Consider the following 24,216-nt stretch of genomic DNA (forward strand, 5'->3'; position numbering starts at 1 on the left):
TAAGTTAGTGGTCGCAAACAATTTTGACGCAATTTGCTGCCCCAGATTTTTTTGAAGACGCACGTCGGAACGTCGCAAACACCTCAAAAAAACGGCCCCAAACCCGACTGCCGGGTGGGGCCACTTGACGGCAACGCCAGATCAGCGTCCGGGACGGATCAAGGCGTACTGCGCCCAATCGCCCCGGCGAAACAGCACGCTGAGCGGCTTGCCCTTGTCCGCCTTGCCGATCGCCGACTCGAATTCACGGGTGTTGGCCACCTCGACATTTCCCACGGAAAGGATGATGTCGCCTTCGCGCAGACCGGCGCGTTGGGCTGCATCGCTGGAGGCGTCGACCTTCACGCCGCCCTTGAGCTTGAGCTCCTTCTTCTGCGCGTCGTTGAGATCGCTGACCACCAAGCCGAGCGACTTTGCTGCCGCGGAGGCCGAAGGCTTGGGCGCCGGCTCGTCACGATCGGAGGCGCGCTTGGTGGGCTTGTCGGGCTCGATCTCTGCAATGGTCACGCTCAGGTCGCGCGAGTTGCCTCGGCGAAACACCGTGAGCGTGCTCTTGGTGCCGGGCTTGGTGTTGCCTACGAGGCGCGGAAGATCGCTCGGCTTCTCGATGGCCTTGCCGTCGAACTTGGTGATGACGTCGCCCGGCTCCACACCAGCCTTCTCGCCCGGCGAGCCGGCTTCGACGCCGCGCACCAGGGCGCCCTGCGCCTTGCCCAGTCCAATCGCTTCAGCCACATCCTTGGTGACCTGGTCGATCTGGACACCGATGCGGCCGCGGGACACACGTCCCGAAGTGCGCAACTGCTCGCTCACGCGGATCGCCTCGTCGATCGGGATGGAGAACGAGATGCCCATAAATCCACCCGAACGCGAGTAGATCTGGCTGTTGATGCCCACCACTTCGCCGCGCATGTTGATGAGCGGGCCGCCCGAGTTGCCGGGGTTGATGGCGACGTCGGTCTGGATGAACGGCAGGTACTCGCCCGTGTCGCGCTGCTTGGCGCTCACGATGCCGGCCGTGACGGTGTTTTCCAGGCCGAAGGGCGAGCCGATGGCCATCACCCATTCGCCGACGCGCAGCCTGGAGATATCGCCCACCTTCACCGCGGGCAAACCGGTGGCCTCGATCTTGACGACCGCGACATCGGTGCGCTTGTCGGCACCGATGATCTTGGCCTTGAACTCGCGCTTGTCGGTCAGCGTGACCAGCACCTCCGAGGCGTCTTCAACCACGTGCGCATTGGTCATGACGTACCCATCGCCCGTCAGGATGAAGCCGGAGCCGACGCCGCGCGGGCGCTGCTCTTCTTCCTGCGGCTGCTGCGGACGATTGGGGCGAGGCCCCTGGCGCGGCGTGCCCGGCGCGGGTTGGCCGAAGAAGCGACGGAAGAACTCCTGCATCTCCTCGTCCATCTCGCCGTTGCCTGTACCGCGCTGGGCGACTTTCTCGACGGTGCGGATGTTGACCACGGAGGGACCGACCTGATCGACCAGGTCGGTGAAGTCGGGCAGTGCCCGCGTCTGCGCGTGAACAGGCTCAACGGGCAGGAAGGTGGCGCCGGCTGTCAGTGCAAGCGCGAAGGCCATTGCACCAGAACGAAGCTTGTGTCCGTCGACTTTGAACATCATCGGTTTTCTTTCAAAAAGAACAGAACAGCTGAAACAACAAGGGCTATGAGTCGGGGATGCGGGCTTGGTTCAGCCCGACATGCGCCGGTGGCCGAGCCGCTCAGCGCGTGCGCGCAAGGCTCTGGGCAAATGCGTTGAGTGTCTGCGGCGGCACTTCGCCGACCGCGGTCAGCCACCAATCGCTCGCCGGCTCGGGCAGACGCCGGCGAATGGCATTGGTGGCGCCGATGGTCAGCACGCCGTCTCGCGGCGCGCGGGCGGCATCGTAGCGTTCGATGAAAAGCGATACCGAGGCGAGACCATCGGAAAAGGTCCACTGGACCGTGGCGGCGTCCTTCGATTGATCGCCGCCTGCCGTCGGCCGGCGGAAGAAGCTTCGGGGCTTGAACCCTGCCACGGGCGTGCTGAGCGTCCAGCCCTCTTCCTGCGCGGTGGTGCGTTCGAGCTTCAATTTTTCGATGCGATAGCCCGCGGTGTTGGCCATCATCTGCGCCAGCGCCTGCGCCTTCACCGGCGCGTCGAGCTGCAGCTCGGAAAACGCAGACTGCTCGACCACGCGCGACTCGCTGTCGATGGTTTGCAGCTTCACAAGGAGGCCCGAGCGTCGCTCGCTCCAGATGCGATAGCCGAAGCGCAGGTTGTCGTGCGGCACCAGTTGCACCACATCGGCATCGAAACCCGCCACGCGGTCCTTGCCGATCGCGCGCACGTCGTAGAAATCGCCGATCGACGAATCGGTCTTGTCGGGAAGATTGGGGAAGAGATCGAGGTTCTCGCGCTTCTCCACCTTGACGACCTTTGCCTCCGGCAGGAAGGTCATGACGTTTTTATTGCGTCTGAAGGTCGAGCGCTGAGGCCCCGACAAGGCCTCGATGCGTTCGATCTGGTGGTCGCCGTCGCGCACATGCCAGATCCGTGCGCTCGACAGATCACCACCTGGCGCCGACACCACGAAGGTGCCCACGTAGTTGCGCTGCCGAGCCCCCGTGTGCATGCGCTGCAGCCAATCGGCCACGCTCATCGCAGGCGGCTCGTCCGTCTGCGCCGAGGCGGCACCCTTGGCGTTCGCCGGGCCCGAGCGGTTTTGAGCGGTGGCAACCTGCACGAAGCAGAAGGCTGCGAACACGAGCACGAACGCGCGTGCGGAGATCGGCATCGGAACGGTCATTGCGGGCGGCTACGGACGCGCGATCAGCGCGTGGGTCCCTCGAAAGTCGCGTTGCGCAGGAAACTGGAGGGCATTTGCGAAGCACCGCCGGCCTGTTGGTGCGCCTCGAGCAATTGATCCAGGCGCGGATCGCGCAGCATGACTTGCGGATTGCCATTGCCCACCACCACGCGCGTCGGCGTCAGCGTGCTGCCGGCCAGCTGCGGACCGTTGACGGCCGCAGCGGCCAGAACCGAATTGGCCGCGGGCTGCTGCTGGGCCGCAATCTGCGCGCCAGAGGTGCCGTTGCCGATCAGCGTCCAGCTGATGGCGGCCACAGCGACCATCGAAGCGGCGCCCGCCACCAGCTTCCAGCGGAAAACCGGCTCGTTGGCCGCGTCCGCGCGGCGCTGAACCTCGACGGCGACCGGCGCCGCAACAGGTTTGAGCGCCGGCATCGCCATCACGGGCTCCGCGGCAAGCCGTTGCTGGAATCGCGCGAGAAATGCGGCGCTGTCGCTGCACGGCGAATGGGATCCCGACCGCAGGACGTCGCCCACCACATGGTAGGCCTGCCATGCAGCACGCGATTCGCCCTCGACGCAAACCGCGTCGATCGCCTGCGCGAACGCTTCGCCCTGCAAATGACCATCCGCAAGTGCGGACACCTGTTCCCGAACCGTCATCGTCTGATTCATTTCATTCACCTGCTTACTTACCAACGCTTGCCGGACTGGTTGTCGAGCATCGGTTTGACCCTGGCCGAAATGGCTTCGCGCGCCCGGAAAATACGCGAGCGCACTGTGCCGATAGGGCAATCCATGACCTCGGCAATCTCTTCGTAACTCATCCCTTCGATCTCGCGCAGCGTGACTGCCTGGCGCAACTCGGCTGGGAGCGCGTCCATGGCAGCCTCGACGGCATTGGCAATTTCCTTCGCCGCCAAGACCGATTCGGGGGTTTCGTCGCTGATTGGTTCGTTTCCCGGGCGGTAAGTTTCATCGTCGTCGTCAGAAGACGGCCGCAGGGCGCTTTCGGAGATGGTCGGATCGCGCTTCATGTCGACCAGCGCCTTCTTGGCGGTGTTGACCGCGATCCGGTAGAGCCAAGTGTAGAACTGTGCCTCGCCCCGGAATTGGTGCAGCGCACGATAGGCGCGAATGAAGGTTTCCTGCGCGATGTCTTCGATCAGGTCGACATCGCGGACCATGCGGCCGATCAGGCGTTCGATGCGGCGCTGGTACTTGATGACCAGCAGTTCGAAGGCTTTCTGGTCGCCCGCAACCGTGCGCTGGACCAGTTGGAAGTCGACTTCGCCCGGGCGCGGTGCCTCGTCGGGCGCGTCGGCCATGCCGGATTCCGGAGGTACAGGCGGGGGGGAAGTGGTCATCGACGGGAGCTCAGGGCGCGTCGGCGGGAGCCGTCGCACGCCAGGGATCGCCAGCCGGCTCGGCGGCCGGTGGGCGCGCATAGACAGCGCGGCGAACATCGCGCCAGCGTTCCGGCTGGGTTCTTTGCTCGAGCCAGACCCAGCGTCCGGCGCGGCCCGACTCTGCGAGCCTGACCAGCATCAGCGACTGGAAATCGAGCGCCACCTTGGCCTGCGCGGCACGAACGCCGCGGCTCCGGTCAGCGCCTGCAAGAGACCAATGGAGCCCGTCGAAGTGCAGGATTGCCGCGCCATCCCGGCGAAGGCCGAAGCTTGCAGCAACGCCCGAAAAAAGGACGCTGAGGACCAGCAGCAGCTGGCGCCATCCCGCGCTGTCGAACAGATAGCAGGACGCGCCCGCACAACAGGCGCCCAAGGCCCATAGCAGAACAAGAATCCGGGTAGCGCCGCGTGAGCGCCCCACCGGGTAGGTCACCGACGGCGCGCTGTGCATGGGAAAGCAATGCTCAAGCGCGCTTGAACACCAGCGTGCCGTTGGTGCCGCCGAAGCCGAAGTTGTTCTTGACCGCGACATCGATCTTCAGATCGCGCGCCTCGTTGGCGCAGTAGTCGAGATCGCACTCCGGGTCCTGGCTGAAGATGTTGATGGTCGGCGGGCTCTTCTGCTCGTGCAGCGCAAGCACCGTGAACACCGATTCGATACCGCCCGCGCCGCCCAGCAAGTGGCCGGTCATGGACTTGGTCGAATTGACGACGAGTTTCTTCGCGTGATCGCCAAAGGCGAGCTTGACCGCGTTGGTCTCGTTGAGGTCGCCAATCTGCGTGGAGGTGCCGTGCGCATTCAGGTACTGGACCTGGTCCGCATTCACGCCAGCATTGGCCAGCGCCATCGCCATCGAACGGCGGGGGCCGTCGACGTCGGGCGCGGTCATGTGGTACGCATCGCCGGTCAGGCCGAAGCCCGCGACTTCGGCGTAGATCTTAGCGCCGCGCGCCTTGGCGTGTTCGTACTCTTCGAGCACCAGCACGCCCGCGCCCTCGCCCAGCACGAAGCCGTCGCGGTCCTTGTCCCAGGGGCGCGAGGCCGTGGCAGGATCGTCGTTGCGGGTACTGAGTGCACGCGGCGCAGTGAAGCCACCGATGCCGAGCGGAGAAATGGTCGATTCCGCACCGCCCGCGATCATGACGTCGGCATCGCCGTACTCGATCATGCGCGCCGACGTGCCGATGGCATGCAGGCCCGTGGTGCAGGCGGTCACGACGGCGATGTTCGGGCCCTTGAAGCCGTACTTGATCGACACGTGGCCCGAGATCATGTTGATGATCGACGCCGGCACGAAGAACGGCGAGATGCGGCGCGGGCCGCGGCTCGCGTATTCGCCATGCGTCTGTTCGATCATCGGCAGACCGCCGATGCCCGAGCCGATGTTGCAGCCGATGCGCACGGCCTCTTCATAGGACAGCGCTTCGCCGGTAGGCAGTCCGCTGTCCTGCACTGCCTGGATGGCGGCAGCGAGCCCCAGATGAATGAAGCGGTCCATGTGACGCGCTTCCTTCTCCGAGATGTATTGGGTGATGTCGAAACCCTTGACCTCACCGGCAAACTTGCAGGCGAAGGCACTTGCATCGAAAGCGGTGATGTTCGCAATGCCCGACTTCCCGGCCAACAGGTTGGCCCAGGATTCGGTTGCGGTGTTTCCGACAGGAGCGATGCAACCGAGTCCGGTCACGACGACGCGGCGTTTGGTCATGCCGGCAAACCTTTCTGAAAGCACTGAAAAGCTGCGGGGTGGCGCATGCGGTTTGAAAACAAGCCGCCGGCCACCGTCGCAGCGTCAGTCGGCCGATCAGGCCTTTTGGTTCTTGGTGGCGTAGTCGACGGCGTTTTGCACCGTGGTGATCTTCTCGGCGTCTTCATCGGGGATCTCGATGCCGAACTCGTCTTCGAGTGCCATCACGAGTTCGACCGTGTCGAGCGAGTCAGCGCCGAGGTCGGCCACGAAAGCCTTTTCATTCGTCACTTGAGACTCTTCCACGCCGAGTTGTTCGGCAATGATTTTCTTGACACGTGCTTCGATATCGCTCATTTGGTTCCCTCTGAGGGTTGTGTAGGTAATCGGTGGATTTTAGCCGGGCGCATTGTGGCATTTGCCGTGCGTCCGGTACGGGAAAGATTGCGCCTTGCGGCTACATGTGCATGCCGCCGTTGACGTGCAGCTCCTGCCCCGTCACATAGGAGGCTTGGGGCGATGCGAGGTACGCCACCGCGTGCGCGATGTCGGCCGGCTTGCCCAGGTGGCCCAGCGGGATCTGCTGGAGCAGCGCCTGTTGCTGGGCTTCGGGAAGGCTGGCCGTCATGTCGGTTTCGATGAAACCCGGTGCGACGCAGTTGACTGTGATGTTCCGGCTGCCGAGCTCGCGGGCCAGAGCGCGGGTCATGCCCGCCACGCCGGCCTTGGCCGCCGCATAGTTGGCCTGGCCGGCGTTGCCGGAAGCGCCCACCACGCTCGTGATGCTGATGACGCGGCCGTAGCGCTGCTTCATCATCGGACGGATCACCGCGCGCGAGAGGCGAAACACGGCCTTGAGATTGGTGTCGAGCACCGCGTCCCAGTCATCGTCCTTCATGCGCATGGCGAGCGTGTCGCGCGTGATGCCGGCGTTATTGACCAGCACGTGGATGGCACCGTAGGCCTTGACGATCTCGTCGATCAGTGCCTCGACGGCTGCGCCGTCGTTCACATCGAGCGCACGGCCGCGGCCGTCGAATGCGCTGAGCGCCGAGGTGATCTTCGCCGCACTTTCGTCGGTGGTGCCAGTGCCGACCACCTTGAGGCCGCGCTGCGCCAGCTCGAGCGCAATCGCGGCGCCGATGCCGCGCGACGCGCCGGTGACCAGGGCGACTTGGCCTTCGAATTTGGGAATGCTCATAAAAAGTACAGGGGTCCTGCGCCGTTCAGCCGGCGAGCGATTGTCGGGTGTCCGAGAGCGTTGCCGGGTCGTACACCGACGCAGCTTCGAGATCGGGGGCGATGCGCTTGACCATCCCGGCCAGAACCTTGCCCGGCCCGCACTCGATGATGGAGGCTACGCCGCGCAGTTTCAAGGCCTGCACGCTTTCAACCCAGCGAACCGGACCGGCGGCCTGGCGCACCAAGGCATCGCGAATGCGTTCGGAATCGGCTTCGACGGCCACATCGATGTTGTTCAGCACCGGAATCTGCGGTGCGGCGAGCGTGAGAGTCGCCAGTTTTTCGCGCAGTGCTTCGGCGGCGGGCTTCATCAGGCTCGAATGGAACGGAGCAGAAACCGGCAGCAGCAAGGCACGCTTCGCACCGCCCGCCTTGAGCACTTCGCACGCTTTGTCGACAGCCGCCTTGCTGCCGGCGATCACGGTCTGCATCGGGTCGTTGAAATTCACAGCCTCGACGATCTCCGCGCTGCCCGCACCGAAGGAAGCCGTGGCTTCCGCGCAGCCGGAAACGACCTTGCCGGACTCCATGCCCAAGATGGCGGCCATGGCACCGACGCCCACAGGCACGGCCTGCTGCATCGCCTGCGCACGAAAGCGCACCAGCGGCGCAGCTTGCGCCAGCGTCAGCACGCCCGAGGCGACCAGCGCCGAATACTCGCCCAGCGAATGACCGGCCACCACAGAAGGCGTTGCCCCACCTTCGGCCAGCCAGGCGCGCCAGGCGGCCACACCCGCCACCAGCATCACGGGCTGGGTGTTGGTGGTGAGCGCAAGCTCTTCCTTCGGACCGTTCTTGATCAGCGCGGCGATGTCTTCTCCCAGCGCCTCGGAAGCTTCGCGCAGGGCTTCGGCAACAGCCGGGTGATCGCCCCAAGCGTCGAGCATGCCGACCGCCTGCGAGCCCTGGCCCGGGAAAACAAAAGCAAAAGATTTCATTGTTCTATGCGTCATGTCGCATTGCAGCTCTTCCAGAGAGCCGCAACACGCTACAGATTCAGGAGCACCGCACCCCAGGTAAAACCACCGCCCACGCCTTCGAGCATGAGGGTCTCACCCTTCTTCACCTTGCCGGAGCGCACAGCTTCGTCGAGCGCCAGCGGAATCGAAGCGGCCGATGTGTTGCCATGCTCGTTGACCGTGACCACCAGCTTTTCGCGCGGCAGTTTCAGCTTTTTGGCCGTGCCTTCCATGATGCGGATGTTGGCCTGGTGCGGAATCAACCAGTCGATGTCGGCCTCGGTCTTGCCGGCCTTGGCCAGCGTGGCACGCGCGGCTTCCTCGAGCACTCGGACCGCCAGCTTGAACACCGCCTGGCCGTCCATGTGCAGAAGCGGCGTGCCCAGCACATTGCCGCCGGACACATGGCCCGGCACACACAGAATGCCGACGTGCTTGCCGTCCGCATGCAGGTCGCTCGCCAGAATGCCGGGCTCGTCGCTGGCCTCGAGCACCACCGCGCCCGCGCCGTCGCCGAACAGCACGCAAGTGGTGCGGTCGTTGAAGTCGAGAATGCGGGAGAACACTTCGGCGCCGATCACCAATGCGCAGCGCGCGGTGCCGGTGCGGATCATGGCGTCGGCCACGGTCAGCGCATACACAAAGCCGCTGCAGACCGCCTGGACGTCGAACGCCGGGCAGCCGGCGATGCCGAGCTTGTGCTGGAGGATGGCGGCCGACGACGGAAACACCATGTCCGGCGTCGAGGTCGCGACGATGATCAGGTCGACATCGCTGGCCTTGCGGCCCGCCGCCTCCAGCGCATGCCTGGCGGCTTCGAGCGCCAGATCGCTGCTGCCGACATCCGGCGCGGCAAAGTGACGCGCATGGATGCCGGTGCGCTCGACGATCCACTGATCAGAGGTCTCGATGCCGCGCGACGCCAGTTCCTTGGCGAGATCGTCATTGGTCACGCGGCGTGGGGGCAGGTAGCTGCCGGTGCCGGTGATGCGTGAAAAAGGGGTCATCAAACGTGAAGGGCCGTCGCGTCGACCGGCGCCGCCGGTTCCTGCCGCGCAAGCAATGGCGCGGCGTGGGCGATGCGGGCCCGCACGCGATCGAGCAGGTTGTTGCGAGCGGCATCATAAGCGCGATCCAGCGCATGCCCGAAAGCCACTTCGTCAGCCGAGCCATGGCTCTTGAAAACCAGGCCGCGGAGGCCCAGGAGTGCCGCCCCGTTGTACCGACGGTGGTCAAGGCGGTTTTTAAACGCTTTTAAGACCGGATAAGCAACAATTGCCGCAGCCTTCGTGAAAATGCTTCGCGAAAACTCGACCCGGATGAACTCGCCGATCATCGAGGCGACACCTTCACTCGCCTTCAGCGCCACGTTGCCGACAAAGCCGTCACAGACCACGATGTCGGTCGTGCCCTTGAAGATATCGTTGCCTTCCACGTTGCCATAGAAATTCAGATCTTTGGAGTTGGCAGCCGTACGCAGCAGTTGACTTGCTTTTTTGATCGTTTCGCTGCCCTTGATGGCTTCTTCGCCAATGTTGAGCAAACCGACCGAGGGCGCCTCATTGCCGGTCAATGCCGAAACCAACGCCGACCCGAGCACGGCGAACTGAAGCAGATCCTCGGCATCGCAATCGACATTCGCACCCAGATCGAGCACGGTGGTCGCACCACCCTTGGCATTGGGAAGCTGCGGCGCGATCGCTGGACGATCGATGCCGTCCAGGGTCTTGAGCAGGTAGCGCGCAATGGCCATCAACGCGCCAGTGTTGCCGGCGGAAATGGCGGCCTGGGCAGCACCATCCTTGACCTGCTGGATCGCAACGCGCATCGAAGAATCCTTCTTCTTGCGCAGGGCGATTTCAATGGGGTCGTCCATGCCCACCACTTCGCTGGCGGCAACAACGCGGGCACGCGGATGGGCAGCGAACCCCGCCAGCGCGGCCGGCGCACCGACCAGCAGCAACGAGGCTTCAGAGTGCCGCTCGAGGAACGCGCGGCAGGCCGCGAGCGTGACGCGCGGCCCATGGTCGCCCCCCATGCAATCCACGGCGAGCGTGATTGCAGAAGGCGCAGCAGTGGATTCGGAGGAAGAAAGCGTAGCCATCAAAACAAAGGCCCGACGCTACGGCAAAAGTAGCTTCGGGCCTCGGCCTTGGGATGTGAAATCAGGCTTCAGACTTGTTCTTGAGCACCTGACGGCCACGGTAGAAACCGTTCGGGCTGATGTGGTGGCGCAGGTGCGTTTCGCCAGTGGTCGGTTCCACGGCGATGCCGGGCACGACCAATGCGTTGTGTGAACGGTGCATGCCGCGCTTGGAAGGCGACTTTTTGTTTTGCTGGACGGCCATGATGGCTCCTGGACTGTTAGGTGAGTGAGTGGATGCGCTCTTTTGCGGTGGCAATGCAGATAAGCGCGTGGCATGTATGGAATGCCCTTGTCTGTATTGCTGCTCACGGCGGCGCGCGCGAAGCCCATGATTATAGCCCAGGCTGCGGCAAAGGGCTACTTGCCCTCTTCCGGCTTGCGCGAACGCAACGCTCCGAGCACCGCGAAAGGGTTCGGCTTGGCTTCTTCGGCCGCCTGGAAGTCGTCGTCGCTCGACGACAGCTGAACAGGCACCGGGCAGACATCATGGACAGGCATGACGGGAATTTCCATCAGGAGCTCGTCCTCGATCAGGGCATGCAGGTCGAAGTCCCGGCTGATGACGAGCAGGTCTTCTTCGGACTCGTCGTCTTCCGCTTCCGCAGTGGCCTCGTCGGCGACGAAACGGAACCAGCGGTCCACAGCCACCGGCGTTTCGACGGCGGTCAGGCAGCGCTGGCAGGTCAGCGGCACGATCGCTTCGGCTTCCAGATGGAGCCAGGGTGTGGGCTTGCCGTCCGCACCGGGGCGCTCTTCGCCGTTCGCCTCCCAGCGAACCAAGGCATCGGTCGCCGCGTCCGCCAATTCGGCGACCAGGCGTACATAGTTGGGGACCGGGTCGGCCGCGTCCAGGGTGGCAGCCGCGGCGGCAAAGCCGGCCACGTCGAGCCGTTCGGGGGCAAATTCTCTCTTCATCCGCGCCAGTCTAGCTTGCCGGCCGTCTCCCCGACAGCTGCGGCGCGGCGGAAGGTTTTGCGCAGGTCACGCACAATCGTCCTCATGCAACGTTCCGTGATCCTCGCCTCGACCTCGCGCTACCGCCGCGAACTGCTGACCCGCCTGCGCCTGCCCTTCGAGGTGCACGCCCCGGAAGTCGATGAAACCCCGCTGACCGGCGAAACTCCGCGCGCCCTGGCCGAACGCCTCGCACTGGAAAAAGCCAACGCCGTGGCCGCACGCTTTCCGGAGGCCGTCGTCATCGGCTCCGACCAGGTCGCCGATCTTGCCGGCATTGCGCTCGGCAAGCCGGGCGACCATGCCCGCGCCACCGCCCAGTTGCGCCGGATGCGCGGCCAGACGCTCATATTCCAGACCGCCGTGGCTGTGGTGTGCCATGCCACGGGCTTCGTACAGCGCGACCTCGCACCCGTTCGCGTGGTGTTCCGCGAACTGAGTGACGCCGCCATCGAGCGCTACCTTCAGGCCGAGCAGCCCTACGACTGCGCCGGCAGCGCCAAGAGCGAAGGCCTCGGCATCGCATTGCTCAGCGCCATCGACAGCGACGACCCGACCGCCCTGGTCGGCCTGCCGCTGATCCGCACCTGCCAGATGTTGCGCGCCGCGGGGGTCGAACTCCTGTGACCCACGGCAAGCTCTACCTCGTTCCCGCGCCGCTGGACTTCGGCTGCGACGTCCAGGCCCCGCTGCAGGACGCCCTGCCCCTGGGCACCCTGCAAGTGGCCGCCGGCATCACGCACTGGATCTGCGAGAACGCAAAATCCGCCCGCGCCTATCTCAAGCGCATCGATGCAGTCGCGCCGCTGGCCGCCCCGCTGCAGGCGCAGCACATCCAGGAACTCCCGCGCGAGGTGCACAAGAAAGGCGATCACGCGGGCCAGTTCGACGCCCGCCCGCTGCTGGCCGCCGCGCTCGAAGGCCACGACATCGGCCTGCTGAGCGAAGCCGGCATGCCGGCGGTGGCCGATCCCGGCTCGTCGGTGGCGCGCGCCGCGCACGACCAGGGAATCACCGTCGTCCCGCTCACCGGCCCGGTCTCGCTGCTGCTGGCCTTGGCAGCGAGCGGCCTCAACGGCCAGAACTTCGCGTTCGTCGGCTACCTGCCGCAGGATGCGAGCGAACGCCAGGCCCGCATCCGCGAGCTCGAGGCGATCGCGCTCAAGACCGGCCAGACGCAACTCTTCATCGAAACGCCGTACCGCAACGCCGCATTGCTGCAGGCGCTGGTCCAGACGATGCACCAGAACACCCGCCTCGCGGTCGCGCGCGGACTGACCCTGGCAAACGCGCATGTGCGCAGCGAGACAGTGAAATCCTGGCGCGCCAAGCCGCAGGCCGCCACCGACGAACGCCTCCCCGCCGTGTTCGCGATCGGGCGCTGACGATGGTGGTGGTGACCCGCAGCGCGCGCTGGGCCTCGCGCACGCAATTCTTTTCTTCCGGCTTCATTTTTGCGACCTGGGGCGTGCATGTCCCGACGGTCAAGGCGCACTACGGACTCGACGAAGCCCAGCTCGGACTGGCCCTGCTCGCAGCCGGCGCCGGGGCGATGTTCGGACTGACCAGCGCCGGCCGCTGGATCGGCCGCCACGGCCCGCGCCGCATGGCCGCCATTTGCGGCTGCGTCTACGCGCTGCTGCTGGCGGGCCTGATCGCCATGCCGGACTACTTCGCGCTGCTGGGCCTGCTGGCGGTGTTCGGCCTGGTCACCAGCGTGTTCGACGTGGCCATCAACACCGAGGCGGCGCAGCTCGAACTGCACAGCGGCACGGCGCTGATGAGCGGCATGCACGGCATGTTCAGCCTGGGCGGAATGGCCGGCGCCGCGAGCGGCAGCGCGGTGCTCGCGGCCGGCCTGGGCGCGCAGGCCCATTTGCTGATCGTGGCCGCAGTGATGGTGCTGGTCGTCGCCGCATCCTCGACGCGCATGCTGCCCAAGCCGGCGGCCACCAGCACTACTGCCAATGCCGATCACAGCTTTAGCCTGCCTCGCGGCCCGCTGGCGGTGCTGGGCGTGCTCGCCGCACTGGGCCTGATTGCAGAAGGCGCGATCTACGACTGGAGCGTTCTCTATATGCAGCAGGAGCTCGGCAGCCCGCAGAAGCAGGCGGCGCTGGCCTATGCGGCCTTCTCCGCCGCCATGGCGGCCGCGCGGTTCGGCGGCGACGCGATGCGCGCCCGCTTCTCGCCCGTGACCCTGCTGCGCGGCAGCGGCCTGCTGGCAGCGGCCGCCATGACGCTGGTGCTGCTGACCGACCTGCCTTGGCTCGCCCTGGTCGGCTTCGCGGGCGTCGGAATCGGTTTTGCGAACGTGGTGCCGATTCTTTTCGGCGCATCGGCCCGCGTGCCTGGCATCGAGCCCGCGAGCGGCATTGCCGCCGTATCCGCCGTGGCCTATCTGGGATTCATGGCCGGACCGGCGGTGATCGGACTGCTGGCGCGGGCCAGTTCGCTGACCGCGGCGCTCTATGTGGTCGTGATATTCGCCGTGGCGCTGGCGGCCTCGGCTCGCCTCACACGCAGCAAGGCCCAGGCCGGGGCCTGAGCCTTTTCGAGGTCAGCGCAATGAAGGCGTTGCAGCCTGCAGGGCGCGCACGGAGGCGTCGCCCATCGCGGCACCGAACTTCTTGGCGAGCTTTTCGGCCACGTTGTCGCGGCGGGTGTAGTCGATGACCTCTTCGGCCTTGATCACCTCGCGCGCCACGAAGTCCACGTTGCCCAACTGATCGGCCAGGCCGTATTCGACCGCCTGCTCGCCGCTCCAGAACAGGCCGCTGAAGAGGCCCGGGGTATCGAGCTTCAGGCGATCGCCGCGGCCCGTTTTCACCACGTTGATGAACTGCGCGTGGATCTGGTTGAGCATCGACTGGGCATGTGCACGCTGCGTGTCGCTCATGGGGCTGAATGGATCGAGAAAGCCCTTGTTCTCGCCGGCCGTGAGCAGCCGGCGCTCGACGCCGACTTTTTCCATCACGCCGGTGAAACCGAAGCCGTCCATCAGCACGCCGATGCTGCCGACGATGCTGGCCTTGTCCACGAAGATCTTGTCCGCGCCTGCGGCGATGTAGTAAGCCGCCGAAGCGCAGGTCTCTTCGACCACCGCGTACACCGGCTTCTTGTACTTGGCCTTCAGGCGCTTGAGTTCGTCGTTGATGATGCCGGCCTGCACCGGACTGCCGCCCGGCGAATTGATCAGCAGCACCACGCCCTTGGCGCCTGCGTCCTCGAAGGCCGTCTTCATGGCCGCAATGACGAATTCGGCGCTGGCGTCGCCGCCGTTGGCGATCTCGCCCTTGATCTCCACGACGGCCGTGTGGGCCGTTGTCTTGGCGGTGCTCGGCGTGCTGCGCGAGAGCGCGAACCACGCCAGGAAGATGAAGAAGGCCAACCACGAAAGACGCAGGAAGATCTTCCAGCGGCGGGCGGCCTTCTGCTCGCCCAAGGCGGCGAAGGCGAGCTTTTCCAGCGTTGCGCGTTCCCAGCCGGGGCGCTGTGTGGGGTCTTGGGCCATGTTCTTGGGGGTGTCTTGCGGAGGCGTGAGGGGAGCTACCGGCTCGAAAGGATCGAAACCTTCAGGGTCCCTGCGAATCGGGTCGGTCATGTGTCAGAAGATGAGGGGTTGGAGGTTCCAGTCAGTATGCCAGTGCACCACGCCGTCGCGTTCGCTCAGGGCGATCTTCACGAGGCCGCCGCGGCAAGGACCGCCCGCGCATTCGCCGGTGTCGGGCTTGTAGACCGCACCGTGGGTGGCGCACAGCAGCCACTGGCCGGTGTCGTCGAAGAAGCGGTCGGGTTGGAAGTCCATTTCCATCGCCACATGGCTGCACCGGTTGAGGTACGCATGCGGCTGGCCCTCGAAGCGCACCGCGAAGGCGCGGCAGGTTTCGCCGCCATGGACCACATCGAACGGAACGGCGACGCCGCCTTCGACCAGGTCCGAGGCATTGCACAGTGGAATGGATTCCTGATTCATGACGAAGCGCTCAGGCGTTGTCCAGCAGCCACGTCTGCAGCGCCGTGACGGAGTCGGCGACGAACAGCGGCTTGAATTCATCGAAGCTCGCGGGCTCGTGCGCGCCGTAGCTCACGCCCACGCTGGCGCAGCCGGCGTTCGTGGCCAACTGCAGGTCGTGCGTGGTGTCGCCGATCATCACCGTGCGCGCGGCGGGCACATCGAGCTCTTCCATCAGCTCCAGCAGCATGCGCGGATGCGGCTTGCCGAAGGTTTCATCGGCGGTCCGCGAGGCGTCGAAGCGATCGCGCAGCGCCACCGATTTCAGCGCCTCGTTCAGCCCGCGGCGCGACTTGCCGGTGGCCACGGCCAGCTTGTGGCCGCGCGCGCGCAAGGCATCGAGCATCTGCAGCACGCCGTCGAACAACACCAGGTCGTCCTGGTGCTGCAGGTAGTGGTAGCGGTAGCGCGCGCCGAGCTCGGCGTATTTTTCCTTCGGCACATCGGGCGCCGCGCGTGCGAGCGCTTCCGCCAGGCCCAGGCCGATGACCCAGGCGGCGTCGTTCTCCGTCGGCTTGGCACCGCCGACGTCGATCACCGCGGCCTGGATGCAGCGCACGATCAGGCGCGTGGAGTCGTAGAGCGTGCCGTCCCAGTCGAAGGCGATCAGGTCGAAGCGAAGAGGTCTTGCGGAAGATTCAGTCATGGGCTGTGGGGGTGGGGTGTTGGGCCAGCGCCTGGAGCGCGGCTGGCGGCATCAGGGCGTGCAGTTCGGGCGGCAGGTCGGCCTGCAGCGCGATGCGCTCGCCGCCTGCCGGGTGGTTGAACTGCAATCGCCACGCGTGCAGGAACATGCGCTTCAAGCCCAGCTTCTGCAATGCGCGCTGGCGTTCGAAATCGCCGTATTTGTCGTCGCCCGCAATCGCATGGCCGGCCGAGGCCAGGTGCACGCGGATCTGATGGGTGCGTCCGGTCTTGATCGTCACCGCCAGCAATGACAGCGGCGTGGCGTCGCCCGGCAGCTTGAGCCGCGCGAGCACCCGCACGAGCGTGATGGCGCGCATCGCGTCCGGATGGTCCTTGGCGACCACGCGCACACGCCGCTCGCCGACGGCGGAACCATCGGGCACGAGGTATTTGGCCAGCGGCGCATCCAGCACCTTCTTGTTGGCAGGCCACTCGCCCTCGACCAGCGCCAGGTACGTTTTGCCGGTTTCGCGCTCGCGGAACTGGTCCTGCAAAGCGACCAGCGCGCTGCGCTTCTTGGCGACCAGCAGGATGCCGGAGGTTTCGCGGTCCAGCCGATGAACCAGCTCAAGGAATTTCGCCCCCGGACGCGCGGTGCGCAGTTGCTCGATCACGCCGAAGCTCACACCGCTGCCGCCGTGCACCGCCACGCCGGCCGGCTTGTCGATGGCCAGCACCGCATCGTCTTCGAGCAGCACTGGGAACTCGCGCGCCGGCGCGGGGGGCGCGGCGCCCTCCTCCGCTCGGGGCGAGATCCGCACCGGCGGCAGCCTGAGCACGTCGCCGGCCTCGATGCGAGTTTCGGCCTGGACGCGCCCCTTGTTGATTCGCACCTCGCCCGACCGGATGATCCGATAGACGTGCGTCTTGGGCACGCCTTTCAGATGGCGGAACAGGAAATTGTCGAGCCGCTGCCCCGCCGACTCGGCGTCGACGGTGATGAACCTGATGGCCGAAGGCGGCGTCCCGATGTCACCCGAAGCTTTGGGGCCTGCGGGATTTGGAGCGGTCTCGGGGCTTTGCTTCGCACCTATAATGTTTTTCACCAGCGCGGTCGTGTAAGTGCTTGATTAGACAGAAGTTTAGAGCACTGACGACCACGCTGTGAGGTCGATGCCGCTTTGGCGCCGTGCTGCAAACCCCGCGCAATTGCGCAAAGTGGCAGGCCAGGCACCCAAGTCAAGCCGACACCCACGAAACACCGATACGGAATACCCAGCCCGCAGCTTCCAAGCTGCTGGCGGATCGAAGCGAGTCCCTTGTTGTGTTGATGCTGCTGATTCAAATATGCCTTCGCTGGCCGACCTGGCTTCTGCCAGCGGCCTCCGGCATGAAGTCATCCGCAGCGCGCGCCACCCTTGCGCAACCGGCTGTCAAAAGGACAGCCACTCAACACCGAATCTGGCTCGCGCCCATCCACGCGCCCCCACCCCGGCTGTCTTCTTGAGCTGACGCTCAAGAGGCCTGCTCGCGCCTGGCGCGGCAGTCACAGCATCCGGGGCCAAGCGGCAATTCCTGGTTTCGCGGGCGTCGTCCGTGCATCGTTGGCTCATCAAGAGCCGGTAAACGATACATATAAGGACTACGCATCATGAAGCGGATGCTGATCAATGCCACGCAAGCCGAAGAGCGGCGCCTGGCCATCGTCGACGGGCAAAAGCTCCTCGACTACGAAATCGAGATCGAAGGGCGCGAACAGCGCAAGGGCAACATCTACAAGGCGGTCGTCACGCGCGTCGAACCCAGCCTCGAAGCCTGCTTCGTCGACTACGGCGAAGACCGCCACGGCTTCCTGCCGTTCAAGGAAATCTCCAAGCAGTACTTCGCCGAAGGCGTGTCGGCCAGCCAGGCCCGCATCCAGGACGCGATCCGCGAAGGCCAGGAACTCACCGTCCAGGTCGAAAAGGAAGAACGCGGCAACAAGGGCGCGGCCCTCACCACCTTCATCTCGCTGGCCGGCCGCTATGTCGTGCTGATGCCCAACAACCCCCGCGGCGGTGGCGTCTCGCGCCGCATCGAGGGCGAAGACCGCGCCGACCTCAAGGAGGCGATGGACCAGCTCGAGTACCCCAAGGGCATGAGCATCATCGCGCGCACCGCCGGCATCGGCCGCTCGGCGCCCGAATTGCAGTGGGACCTGAACTACCTGCTCAAGCTCTGGAGCGCCATCGACGGCGCGGGCAAGGGCGGCAAGGGCGCCTTCCTGATCTACCAGGAGTCCTCGCTCGTCATTCGCGCCATCCGTGACTACTTCAATCACGACATCGGCGACATCCTGATCGACACCGACGACATCTACGAACAGGCGCAGCAGTTCATGGCGCACGTCATGCCCGAGCATGCCGCCCGCGTGAAGCGCTACCGCGACGACGCAGCCCTGTTCAGCCGCTTCCAGATCGAGCACCAGATCGAATCGGCCTACGCCCGCACCGTGCAGCTGCCCTCGGGTGGCGCCATCGTCATCGACCACACCGAGGCCCTGGTCTCGGTCGACGTGAACTCGGCCCGCGCCATCAAGGGCGGCGACATCGAGGAAACCGCCACCCGCACCAACCTGGAAGCCGCCGACGAAGTGGCCCGCCAGATGCGCCTGCGCGACCTGGGCGGCCTGATCGTCATCGACTTCATCGACATGGACGAGTCCAAGAACCGCCGCGAAGTCGAAAGCCGCCTGCGCGATGCGCTGCGGCAAGACCGCGCCCGCGTGCAGTTCGGCTCGATCAGCAAGTTCGGCCTGATGGAAATGAGCCGCCAGCGCCTGAAGCCGGCGCTCTCCGAAGGTTCGTCGATCCCCTGCCCCCGTTGCGGCGGCTCGGGCCATATCCGCGACACCGAATCGAGCGCCTTGCAGATCCTGCGCATCATTCAGGAGGAGTGCCTCAAGGACAACACGGCCGCCGTGCACGTCCAGGTGCCGGTCGAAGTGGCGTCGTTCCTCTTGAACGAAAAGCGCCCCGAAATCGCCAAGATCGAGCTCAAGCAGCGCGTCACCGTGCTGATGGTGCCCAACAAGACGCTGGAAACGCCGAACTACAAGCTCGAGCGCCTCAAGCACGACGATCCGCGCCTCGATCACATCGAAGCCAGCTACAAGATGGCCGACGAGATCGAAGACCCAACGGCCGTCACCCGCCGCTCGCAGGAGCCCACCAACAAGCAGACGCCGGTCATCAAGGGCGTGCTGCCCGATGCGCCCGCGCCGGTGGTTCCGCCTAAGCCCGAAGCGGTGCGCGCGCCTGTCGCCGCACCTGCACCGGTCGCTCCGCCCGTCGTGAGCGCCCCGGTCCCGGCACAGACCGGTTTCCTCGGCTGGATCAAGAGCCTGTTCGGGGGCGCCCCGGCGCCCGCTGCAGCGCCTGCTGCGCCGGCCGTGATTCCGGTCGAGCCGCCGAAGCCCCGTCGCGATGGCCGCAATGGCCGCGACGGCGAAGCACGCGGCGGTGCTCGTGACGGCGAACAACGCCGTGGCGGTCGCGGCGGCGAAGCGCGCGCCGACGGCGGCGAACGCCGTGGTGGTCGCGACGGCGAACGCCGTGGCGGCCGCGATGGTGAACGTCGTGGTGGTGGCGGCGGCGAGCGCCGCGAAGGCGGCGGTGAACGCCGTGAAGGCCGCGGCACCGAAGTGCGCAGCGACGCCGCAGGCCAGCCGCGTGAACAACGCGAGCCGCGCGAGCAGCGCGAACCCCGCGAGGCACGCGCCCCGCGCGACGGCGAACAGCGCCGTGGCGGTCGCGGCGAGCGTCGCGAAGGCGACGGCCGCAATGCACCGGCCGATGCACTCGTCGACGGCAGCGTCAACCTCGAAGCCCAGCAAGTGGCACCCGGCGCCGACGAAGGCAACGCCGCAGAACGCGCCCCGCGCGCCCGCGGCGAGCGCCGTGAACGCGGAGGCGATCGCGGTGAACGCAGCGCTGAGCGCGGCGAACGCGGTGGTGAACGCAACGGCGACGCGCAACAACCGCGCGGCGAAGCAGCCGCAGGCGAAGGCGCCCCGCAAAGCCAGGGCGAGCGCCAGCCTCGCAACGGCCGCGACGAAGCGCGCGCCCCGCGCGGCGATCGCAACGACGGCCGCCGCGAGCGCCGCAACGACGCACCGCCCGCCGGCATCGAAGGCGAAGCACGCGTTGCCGAAATGGCAGCCGATGCGGCCGTCGGCGTCGAGCAGGTCGGCGAAGCCGGCAACAACGAGCAGCAGGCACCGCGCCGCGACGGCGAAGAGCGCCGCGGCCGTTCGCGTGACCGCTACGGCCGCGACCGCCGCGAACGCGGCCCGCGCGACGAGAGCGAAGCCAACGCAGCCGGCATGCCGGCCGCTGAAGGCGCAGCAGCAGAAGCGGAAGCAGTGGTTTCGGCCGAAGCAACCGGCGAGTCGTACGAAGCACCCGCCCGCCAGCAGCGGCCGCTGCCATCGGCATCGGCATCGGAAGCCTCGGGCGAGAGCCAGTTCGTTGCAGCGGCAGTTCCTGAGGTGCGCGAACCCGCACCGCAGCAGCAGCCCCGCTTCGAGCGCCCTGCCCCGGCACCGGTCGCAGCGCCCATCGTTGTCGAAAGCGCCAGGCCGGTTCAGGCAGCGCCCGCCGGCAACGGCCGCGCACTGCCCAAGGTGCAGGCCTTCGAACTGCCGCTGAACGAACTCGCGCAGATCGCCGAAAGCTCGGGCCTGCAGTGGGTCAACTCGGATGCCGATCGCATCGCGCAAGCGCGCGCCGCCATCGCGGCCGAGCCGAAGCCGGTGCATGTGCCGCGCGAACGCCCGCCGGTCATCGCGCTCGACGAAGGTCCGCTGGTGCTGGTTGAAACCCGCCGCGACCTCGGTTCGATGTCGCTGCCGTTCGAGCAAGCCGCTGGGGACGCGTCGCAACAGCGCACGCTCTGAGCCCAGCCCTGCTGGGCGGCAAATGAAGACGGCGCCTCTGGCGCCGTTTTTCATTGTGTCTGCGGATTGCCGATCACCGCGCCTGAACGAGCTGCACATCGGCAGCGTGTAGAGCGCGTCGGGCTTGGCCCTCGGCTTTGCTCGGGTCGGTCCGCTCGGCTCGGCCCGCTACGCTCAGTTCTTCTCGATCTGCGCCGCGCGTTTCCACGCTTCGGCCGCCTGCGCCGCGTCTTCGCGGGCCTCGGCCAACTGCGCCAGCGCGAGCCATGCGCGCCGATAAAGATCGGCGTCCTGCAGCCCGAGCCCGGCCTGCGTCAGCAGTTGTTGGGCCTTGCCCCATAGCTGGCGCTTCATGCAGGCCATGCCTGCGAGGTACTGAAGGTTCGGATCGCGGGGGTTGTTGCGTTGCGCGCTTTCGATGCGGGCGAGCCAGTCGGCATCGACCGAATCGAGCCCCGCTTCGAGCGCGCGCGCCAGCTTGACGCGCAGCGCATCGCCCAGGGCGCGCGGGTTGGCGACCATGCGCTCCCAGGCCGGAAGCAGCCAGGAGCGCGCCAGCGACAGATCGCCGCGCAGCGCAACCATGCGCTGCGCGGCGTGGATCGCGACCTCGGGCATCTCGCGCTCGCCGGCATCGAGCTCGGACCAGGCGCGCGCGAGTTGCGCCGGATCGTGCGCGCCCGAAAGCAGTTCGGTGGCCAGGCCGCGCACGATGCTCTGAGCTGCGGCGTCGGAGAAGGCGCGGTGCTTGGCCAGCAGGCGGGCGGTTTCCAGCGCCTCGAGCGTTCGCTGGTCCTGGCGCGCCGCCTTCAGCCGCAGGCGCAGGGCCAGCGTTCGCCGCTGTGCGCCTTGCGGCAATTCTTCGAGCCGCGTGAGCGCGCCGGCGGCATCGCGGTCTTCCAGCGCCCAGCGCGCGGCGCGCAGCTGCACGCCTTCGCGCGTCTCGGGGCTGGCGAGCAAGGTGCGATCCACGCTTTCGTTCAGGGCCTGCTGCAGATGGGCGTCGCGTGCGGGCTTGTCCTGCAGGGCCTGCGCGCTCTCGGCTGCCAGCAGGTGCGACAGCACGCGCACCTGCTGTGCCTGCGGCAGGTGCGCGCCCAGCGCGGCCAGCGTTTTTTCTTGCGTGAGCGCGGCCTGCGCAGCCTTGCGCGCCCGGGAGAACCGGCCCGCGATCAGTTGCACCATCGCGTCGAGCACCGCCGCATGCAGCGTGCGTTCCTTCTGCTGAAGGCGCCACTGGCGCGCCTGCGTCGGCAGCGAGAACAGGGCCGACAGCGCGCGCAGCGCAACGTGCAGCAACACGAAGGTCGTCAGCAGGATCACCAGCACAAGGTTGAGCGAAAGATCGACGCGCCAGGGCGGCCAGAACACCGTGATCGTGCCCTGGTTGTTGCCCGCGAAAAGCGCCACTGCCGCGGCGACGGCGAACAGGGCGAGGAGCCAGATTGCAGCGCGCATGTCAGCGACCGCCGCCGGGCCGCCCCAAGGCGGGTCGAGCCTCCCCCTCGGGGGGTGGCGAATTACATGGAGCGAAGCGAGTGAAAAGCCGGGGGGTCATTGTTCAGCGGCCTGCGGCTGCGGTGGCGAGCGCTGCGAGCGTGTCGTCGATGCGCGCCGGCTCGGTGGTCTTGACCTGCGCCTGCAGTTGCTGCAACAGCGTGGCCGCGGCCTGCGTGCGGCGCGATGCGGGGTCGAAGTAGCGGTTGAGCGAAGCGGTCACCTGGGCCAGTTCGGCGCGCGTCGAATCCACCTGGCGCGACAGCAAGGACAGGCGCGCATTGAGCAGCTTGAGCTTCAGGTTCTCGCGCAGGAAGTAGGTTTGCTCGGGTGCCAGCAGGATGGCCTCGGGGCTCTGGATGCGGCCGACGCGCACCAGCGAGCGGGCTTCGCCGCGCACCGTGAGCAGCGCACGGCGCCACCAGGGCGCGTCGGCCGGAATCGGTTCGGGCTGCCAGGCGTTGACGCCCGTGCCGCGCACCGCCACCGCGTTGATCGTGGGCAGGTCGTCCACGTTGCGCATCAGCTCGTCGAGCTTTTGCAGCGCCTCGGCGCTGTCCACGCTCGAGTTGCTGCGCAGGCGGTCGGCATCGCGCTGCATGGCGCGCTGCAGGGGGGCGAGCCGCGGCTGCGCGGCGCGCGAGATGCGCAGGTCGCCGGCCTTCAGCGCAGCCAGCAGGGGTTCGACGTTGCCGGTGACCTGGGCTTGCTGCAAGGCCAGGCGCACGGCCGACTCGATGTCGACCACGAGGTTTTCGTCGCGCGACCGCGAGAGGCTCTGCATCAGCTCTTCGAGCTGCGAGCGCTGCAGCGCGACTTCGGCCACGCGGGTTTCGATGAGTGCCACGCGGGCCGCGGCATCGCGCACGGTGTCGCTGGCCTGGCGCGCCAGCGTGCGCGCTTCCATCGACTGCGCGGTGGCGTCGGCGCTCTGGCGCACCAGCTGCTCCTTCATGCCGCTGACCTTGTTCCACAGCGCGATGGTCGTCACCAGCGAAGCCAGCGCCACCAGGGCGACAAGACCGAAGCCGATGCGGGACAACAGGGTGGCCGCGGCGGCCATGGCGGCGGGTGTTTGATGCGGCGCCAGCGTGGCGGGAACCGGCGCCGCGGGTGCAGCGGAGGAAGGGGGAATATCGTCTGACGGGGACGCGGCGCTCATGCCAACGATTCTATCGACGCGACCAGCGCATCCCGCAGGGGTGTGCAGACACGCAACGCACCAAAACCCGCGGCCCGCGCGGCTTCGCCGATGCGCGCATGCGTGGCCACCGCGCTGGCGGCCTGCCAGTCGGTGCCGGGCATCGCGCGCTGGAGATTGGCGATGGCTTCCGAGCTGCTGAAGAGCCAGATCGCGCGGCCCCGGGCGCCGTCGACGGCGAGCCGATGTTGTGCGACGTCGAACAACGGCGGCAGGCGGCGGTAGGCCACCACGGTGTCGCGCTCGCCGTGCGCGGCGTCGATCTCGTGGGCGAGCCAGTCACGCCCGGTGGGGCTGCCCGCCTCGTCGCCACCCCGCACGATCAGCACGCGCACGCCGGCCGACACCTGATGCTGCACACGCTCCCAGAGTGCCTCCGAATCGAAACGCGTGGCCTCGGCCGGCGGCGCGTCGATGGCCTCGGGGGGCACGCCGGCGCGCAGCAAGGCACGCGTGGTGCCGGGCCCGGTCGCCCAGAAACGGCGGCCGGCCATCGCCTGTTCGGCCGAAGCCGCGCCCCTGTTTTCGAAGAAGTGCTCGACCGCCGTCGCGCTGACGAACATCAACGCCTTGTAGTCTTCGAGCCGCCGCCAGGCCGCGCGCAGCGGCTCGGCGTCGAGGGCCGCCTCGATCACGATCAACGGAAGCGCGACCGCATCGAGCCCCGCGGCGCGCAGCTCGGCCACCCATCGCGCCGCCTCGCGTGCAGGCCGCGTGACGAGGACGGGCCGCGCAGTCATCTG

The 24,216-nt window shown here is 66.8% G+C and carries 24 protein-coding genes; 4 read left to right on the forward strand and 20 right to left on the reverse strand.

Annotated elements, in window-relative coordinates:
- Positions 1 to 141: 141 nt before the first annotated feature.
- The 13 genes from ABIC90_RS22590 to ABIC90_RS22650 form a co-directional block, all read right to left on the reverse strand.
- Positions 142 to 1,629, reverse strand: coding sequence for a DegQ family serine endoprotease (locus tag ABIC90_RS22590; protein ID WP_354358075.1), 1,488 nt, complete (start codon positions 1,627 to 1,629; stop codon positions 142 to 144).
- 100 nt (positions 1,630 to 1,729) lie between these two features.
- The gene (locus tag ABIC90_RS22595; RefSeq protein WP_354358077.1) at positions 1,730 to 2,797 is read right to left on the reverse strand and encodes a MucB/RseB C-terminal domain-containing protein; all 1,068 of its coding nucleotides are present in this window, start codon (positions 2,795 to 2,797) and stop codon (positions 1,730 to 1,732) included.
- Positions 2,798 to 2,820: 23 nt separating this feature from the next.
- Positions 2,821 to 3,474 (reverse strand): sigma-E factor negative regulatory protein, encoded by a 654-nt coding sequence (locus ABIC90_RS22600; RefSeq protein ID WP_354358079.1) that lies wholly within the window; start codon positions 3,472 to 3,474, stop codon positions 2,821 to 2,823.
- Positions 3,475 to 3,491: 17 nt separating this feature from the next.
- A complete protein-coding gene (rpoE, locus tag ABIC90_RS22605; protein ID WP_354358081.1) occupies positions 3,492 to 4,127 on the reverse strand; it encodes an RNA polymerase sigma factor RpoE in 636 nt (211 codons plus the stop codon).
- Positions 4,128 to 4,176: 49 nt separating this feature from the next.
- Positions 4,177 to 4,659, reverse strand: coding sequence for a hypothetical protein (locus ABIC90_RS22610; protein ID WP_354358083.1), 483 nt, complete (start codon positions 4,657 to 4,659; stop codon positions 4,177 to 4,179).
- 13 nt (positions 4,660 to 4,672) lie between these two features.
- A complete protein-coding gene (fabF, locus tag ABIC90_RS22615; RefSeq protein ID WP_354358085.1) occupies positions 4,673 to 5,917 on the reverse strand; it encodes a beta-ketoacyl-ACP synthase II in 1,245 nt (414 codons plus the stop codon).
- A gap of 96 nt (positions 5,918 to 6,013) precedes the next feature.
- Entirely contained in the window at positions 6,014 to 6,253 is a 240-nt protein-coding gene (gene acpP, locus ABIC90_RS22620; protein WP_007830471.1) for an acyl carrier protein, read from the reverse strand.
- A 100-nt stretch (positions 6,254 to 6,353) separates the two neighbouring features.
- Positions 6,354 to 7,097 (reverse strand): 3-oxoacyl-ACP reductase FabG, encoded by a 744-nt coding sequence (fabG, locus tag ABIC90_RS22625; RefSeq protein ID WP_354358087.1) that lies wholly within the window; start codon positions 7,095 to 7,097, stop codon positions 6,354 to 6,356.
- A gap of 25 nt (positions 7,098 to 7,122) precedes the next feature.
- Positions 7,123 to 8,076 carry an ACP S-malonyltransferase gene (gene fabD, locus ABIC90_RS22630; protein WP_354358089.1) on the reverse strand — a complete coding sequence of 318 codons (954 nt, stop codon included), beginning with the start codon at positions 8,074 to 8,076 and terminating at the stop codon, positions 7,123 to 7,125.
- 50 nt (positions 8,077 to 8,126) lie between these two features.
- The gene (locus ABIC90_RS22635; RefSeq protein WP_354358091.1) at positions 8,127 to 9,104 is read right to left on the reverse strand and encodes a beta-ketoacyl-ACP synthase III; all 978 of its coding nucleotides are present in this window, start codon (positions 9,102 to 9,104) and stop codon (positions 8,127 to 8,129) included.
- A complete protein-coding gene (plsX, locus tag ABIC90_RS22640; RefSeq protein ID WP_354358093.1) occupies positions 9,104 to 10,201 on the reverse strand; it encodes a phosphate acyltransferase PlsX in 1,098 nt (365 codons plus the stop codon). Before plsX ends, ABIC90_RS22635 begins: the two co-directional genes overlap by 1 nt.
- A 61-nt stretch (positions 10,202 to 10,262) precedes the next feature.
- A complete protein-coding gene (gene rpmF / locus ABIC90_RS22645; protein WP_007830466.1) occupies positions 10,263 to 10,445 on the reverse strand; it encodes a 50S ribosomal protein L32 in 183 nt (60 codons plus the stop codon).
- A gap of 155 nt (positions 10,446 to 10,600) precedes the next feature.
- Entirely contained in the window at positions 10,601 to 11,158 is a 558-nt protein-coding gene (locus ABIC90_RS22650) for a YceD family protein (protein WP_354358095.1), read from the reverse strand.
- Positions 11,159 to 11,242: 84 nt separating this feature from the next.
- Between ABIC90_RS22650 and ABIC90_RS22655 the strand changes: the two genes are divergently transcribed.
- The 3 genes from ABIC90_RS22655 to ABIC90_RS22665 are packed head-to-tail and all read left to right on the forward strand — an operon-like array spanning position 11,243 to position 13,745.
- On the forward strand, positions 11,243 to 11,824 hold the full coding sequence (locus ABIC90_RS22655) for a Maf family protein (protein ID WP_354358097.1): 582 nt from the start codon (positions 11,243 to 11,245) through the stop codon (positions 11,822 to 11,824).
- Complete coding sequence (locus ABIC90_RS22660; RefSeq protein ID WP_354358099.1) at positions 11,821 to 12,582, forward strand: SAM-dependent methyltransferase; 762 nt, start codon at positions 11,821 to 11,823, stop codon at positions 12,580 to 12,582. The genes ABIC90_RS22655 and ABIC90_RS22660 overlap by 4 nt, the downstream gene beginning before the upstream one ends.
- A gap of 2 nt (positions 12,583 to 12,584) precedes the next feature.
- Complete coding sequence (locus tag ABIC90_RS22665; protein WP_354358101.1) at positions 12,585 to 13,745, forward strand: MFS transporter; 1,161 nt, start codon at positions 12,585 to 12,587, stop codon at positions 13,743 to 13,745.
- Between the two features lie 12 nt (positions 13,746 to 13,757).
- Here the strand turns inward: ABIC90_RS22665 and ABIC90_RS22670 are convergent, their stop codons facing one another.
- From ABIC90_RS22670 to ABIC90_RS22685, 4 genes are read right to left on the reverse strand one after another with little or no spacing between them, the layout of a single operon-like run.
- The gene (locus ABIC90_RS22670; RefSeq protein WP_354358103.1) at positions 13,758 to 14,801 is read right to left on the reverse strand and encodes a S49 family peptidase; all 1,044 of its coding nucleotides are present in this window, start codon (positions 14,799 to 14,801) and stop codon (positions 13,758 to 13,760) included.
- Between the two features lie 3 nt (positions 14,802 to 14,804).
- Positions 14,805 to 15,173, reverse strand: a complete 369-nt coding sequence (locus ABIC90_RS22675; protein WP_354358105.1) for a Rieske (2Fe-2S) protein — start codon at positions 15,171 to 15,173, stop codon at positions 14,805 to 14,807.
- 10 nt (positions 15,174 to 15,183) lie between these two features.
- Positions 15,184 to 15,858, reverse strand: coding sequence for an HAD family hydrolase (locus tag ABIC90_RS22680; protein ID WP_354358107.1), 675 nt, complete (start codon positions 15,856 to 15,858; stop codon positions 15,184 to 15,186).
- A complete protein-coding gene (locus ABIC90_RS22685) occupies positions 15,851 to 16,945 on the reverse strand; it encodes an RluA family pseudouridine synthase (RefSeq protein WP_354358109.1) in 1,095 nt (364 codons plus the stop codon). The genes ABIC90_RS22680 and ABIC90_RS22685 overlap by 8 nt, the downstream gene beginning before the upstream one ends.
- Positions 16,946 to 17,490: 545 nt before the next feature.
- Between ABIC90_RS22685 and ABIC90_RS22690 the strand changes: the two genes are divergently transcribed.
- Positions 17,491 to 20,775, forward strand: coding sequence for an Rne/Rng family ribonuclease (locus ABIC90_RS22690; RefSeq protein ID WP_354358111.1), 3,285 nt, complete (start codon positions 17,491 to 17,493; stop codon positions 20,773 to 20,775).
- A 174-nt stretch (positions 20,776 to 20,949) separates the two neighbouring features.
- Here the strand turns inward: ABIC90_RS22690 and ABIC90_RS22695 are convergent, their stop codons facing one another.
- From ABIC90_RS22695 to ABIC90_RS22705, 3 genes are all read right to left on the reverse strand, one after another.
- The gene (locus ABIC90_RS22695; protein ID WP_354358113.1) at positions 20,950 to 22,233 is read right to left on the reverse strand and encodes a heme biosynthesis protein HemY; all 1,284 of its coding nucleotides are present in this window, start codon (positions 22,231 to 22,233) and stop codon (positions 20,950 to 20,952) included.
- Between the two features lie 103 nt (positions 22,234 to 22,336).
- Entirely contained in the window at positions 22,337 to 23,434 is a 1,098-nt protein-coding gene (locus tag ABIC90_RS22700; protein ID WP_354358115.1) for a uroporphyrinogen-III C-methyltransferase, read from the reverse strand.
- Positions 23,431 to 24,213: a uroporphyrinogen-III synthase gene (locus tag ABIC90_RS22705; protein ID WP_354358117.1), complete on the reverse strand. Its 783-nt coding sequence runs from the start codon at positions 24,211 to 24,213 to the stop codon at positions 23,431 to 23,433. The genes ABIC90_RS22700 and ABIC90_RS22705 overlap by 4 nt, the downstream gene beginning before the upstream one ends.
- Between the last annotated feature and the right edge of the window lie 3 nt (positions 24,214 to 24,216).

The sequence above is a fragment of the Variovorax boronicumulans genome, assembly GCF_040544675.1.
GTDB lineage: Bacteria > Pseudomonadota > Gammaproteobacteria > Burkholderiales > Burkholderiaceae_C > Variovorax > Variovorax boronicumulans_D.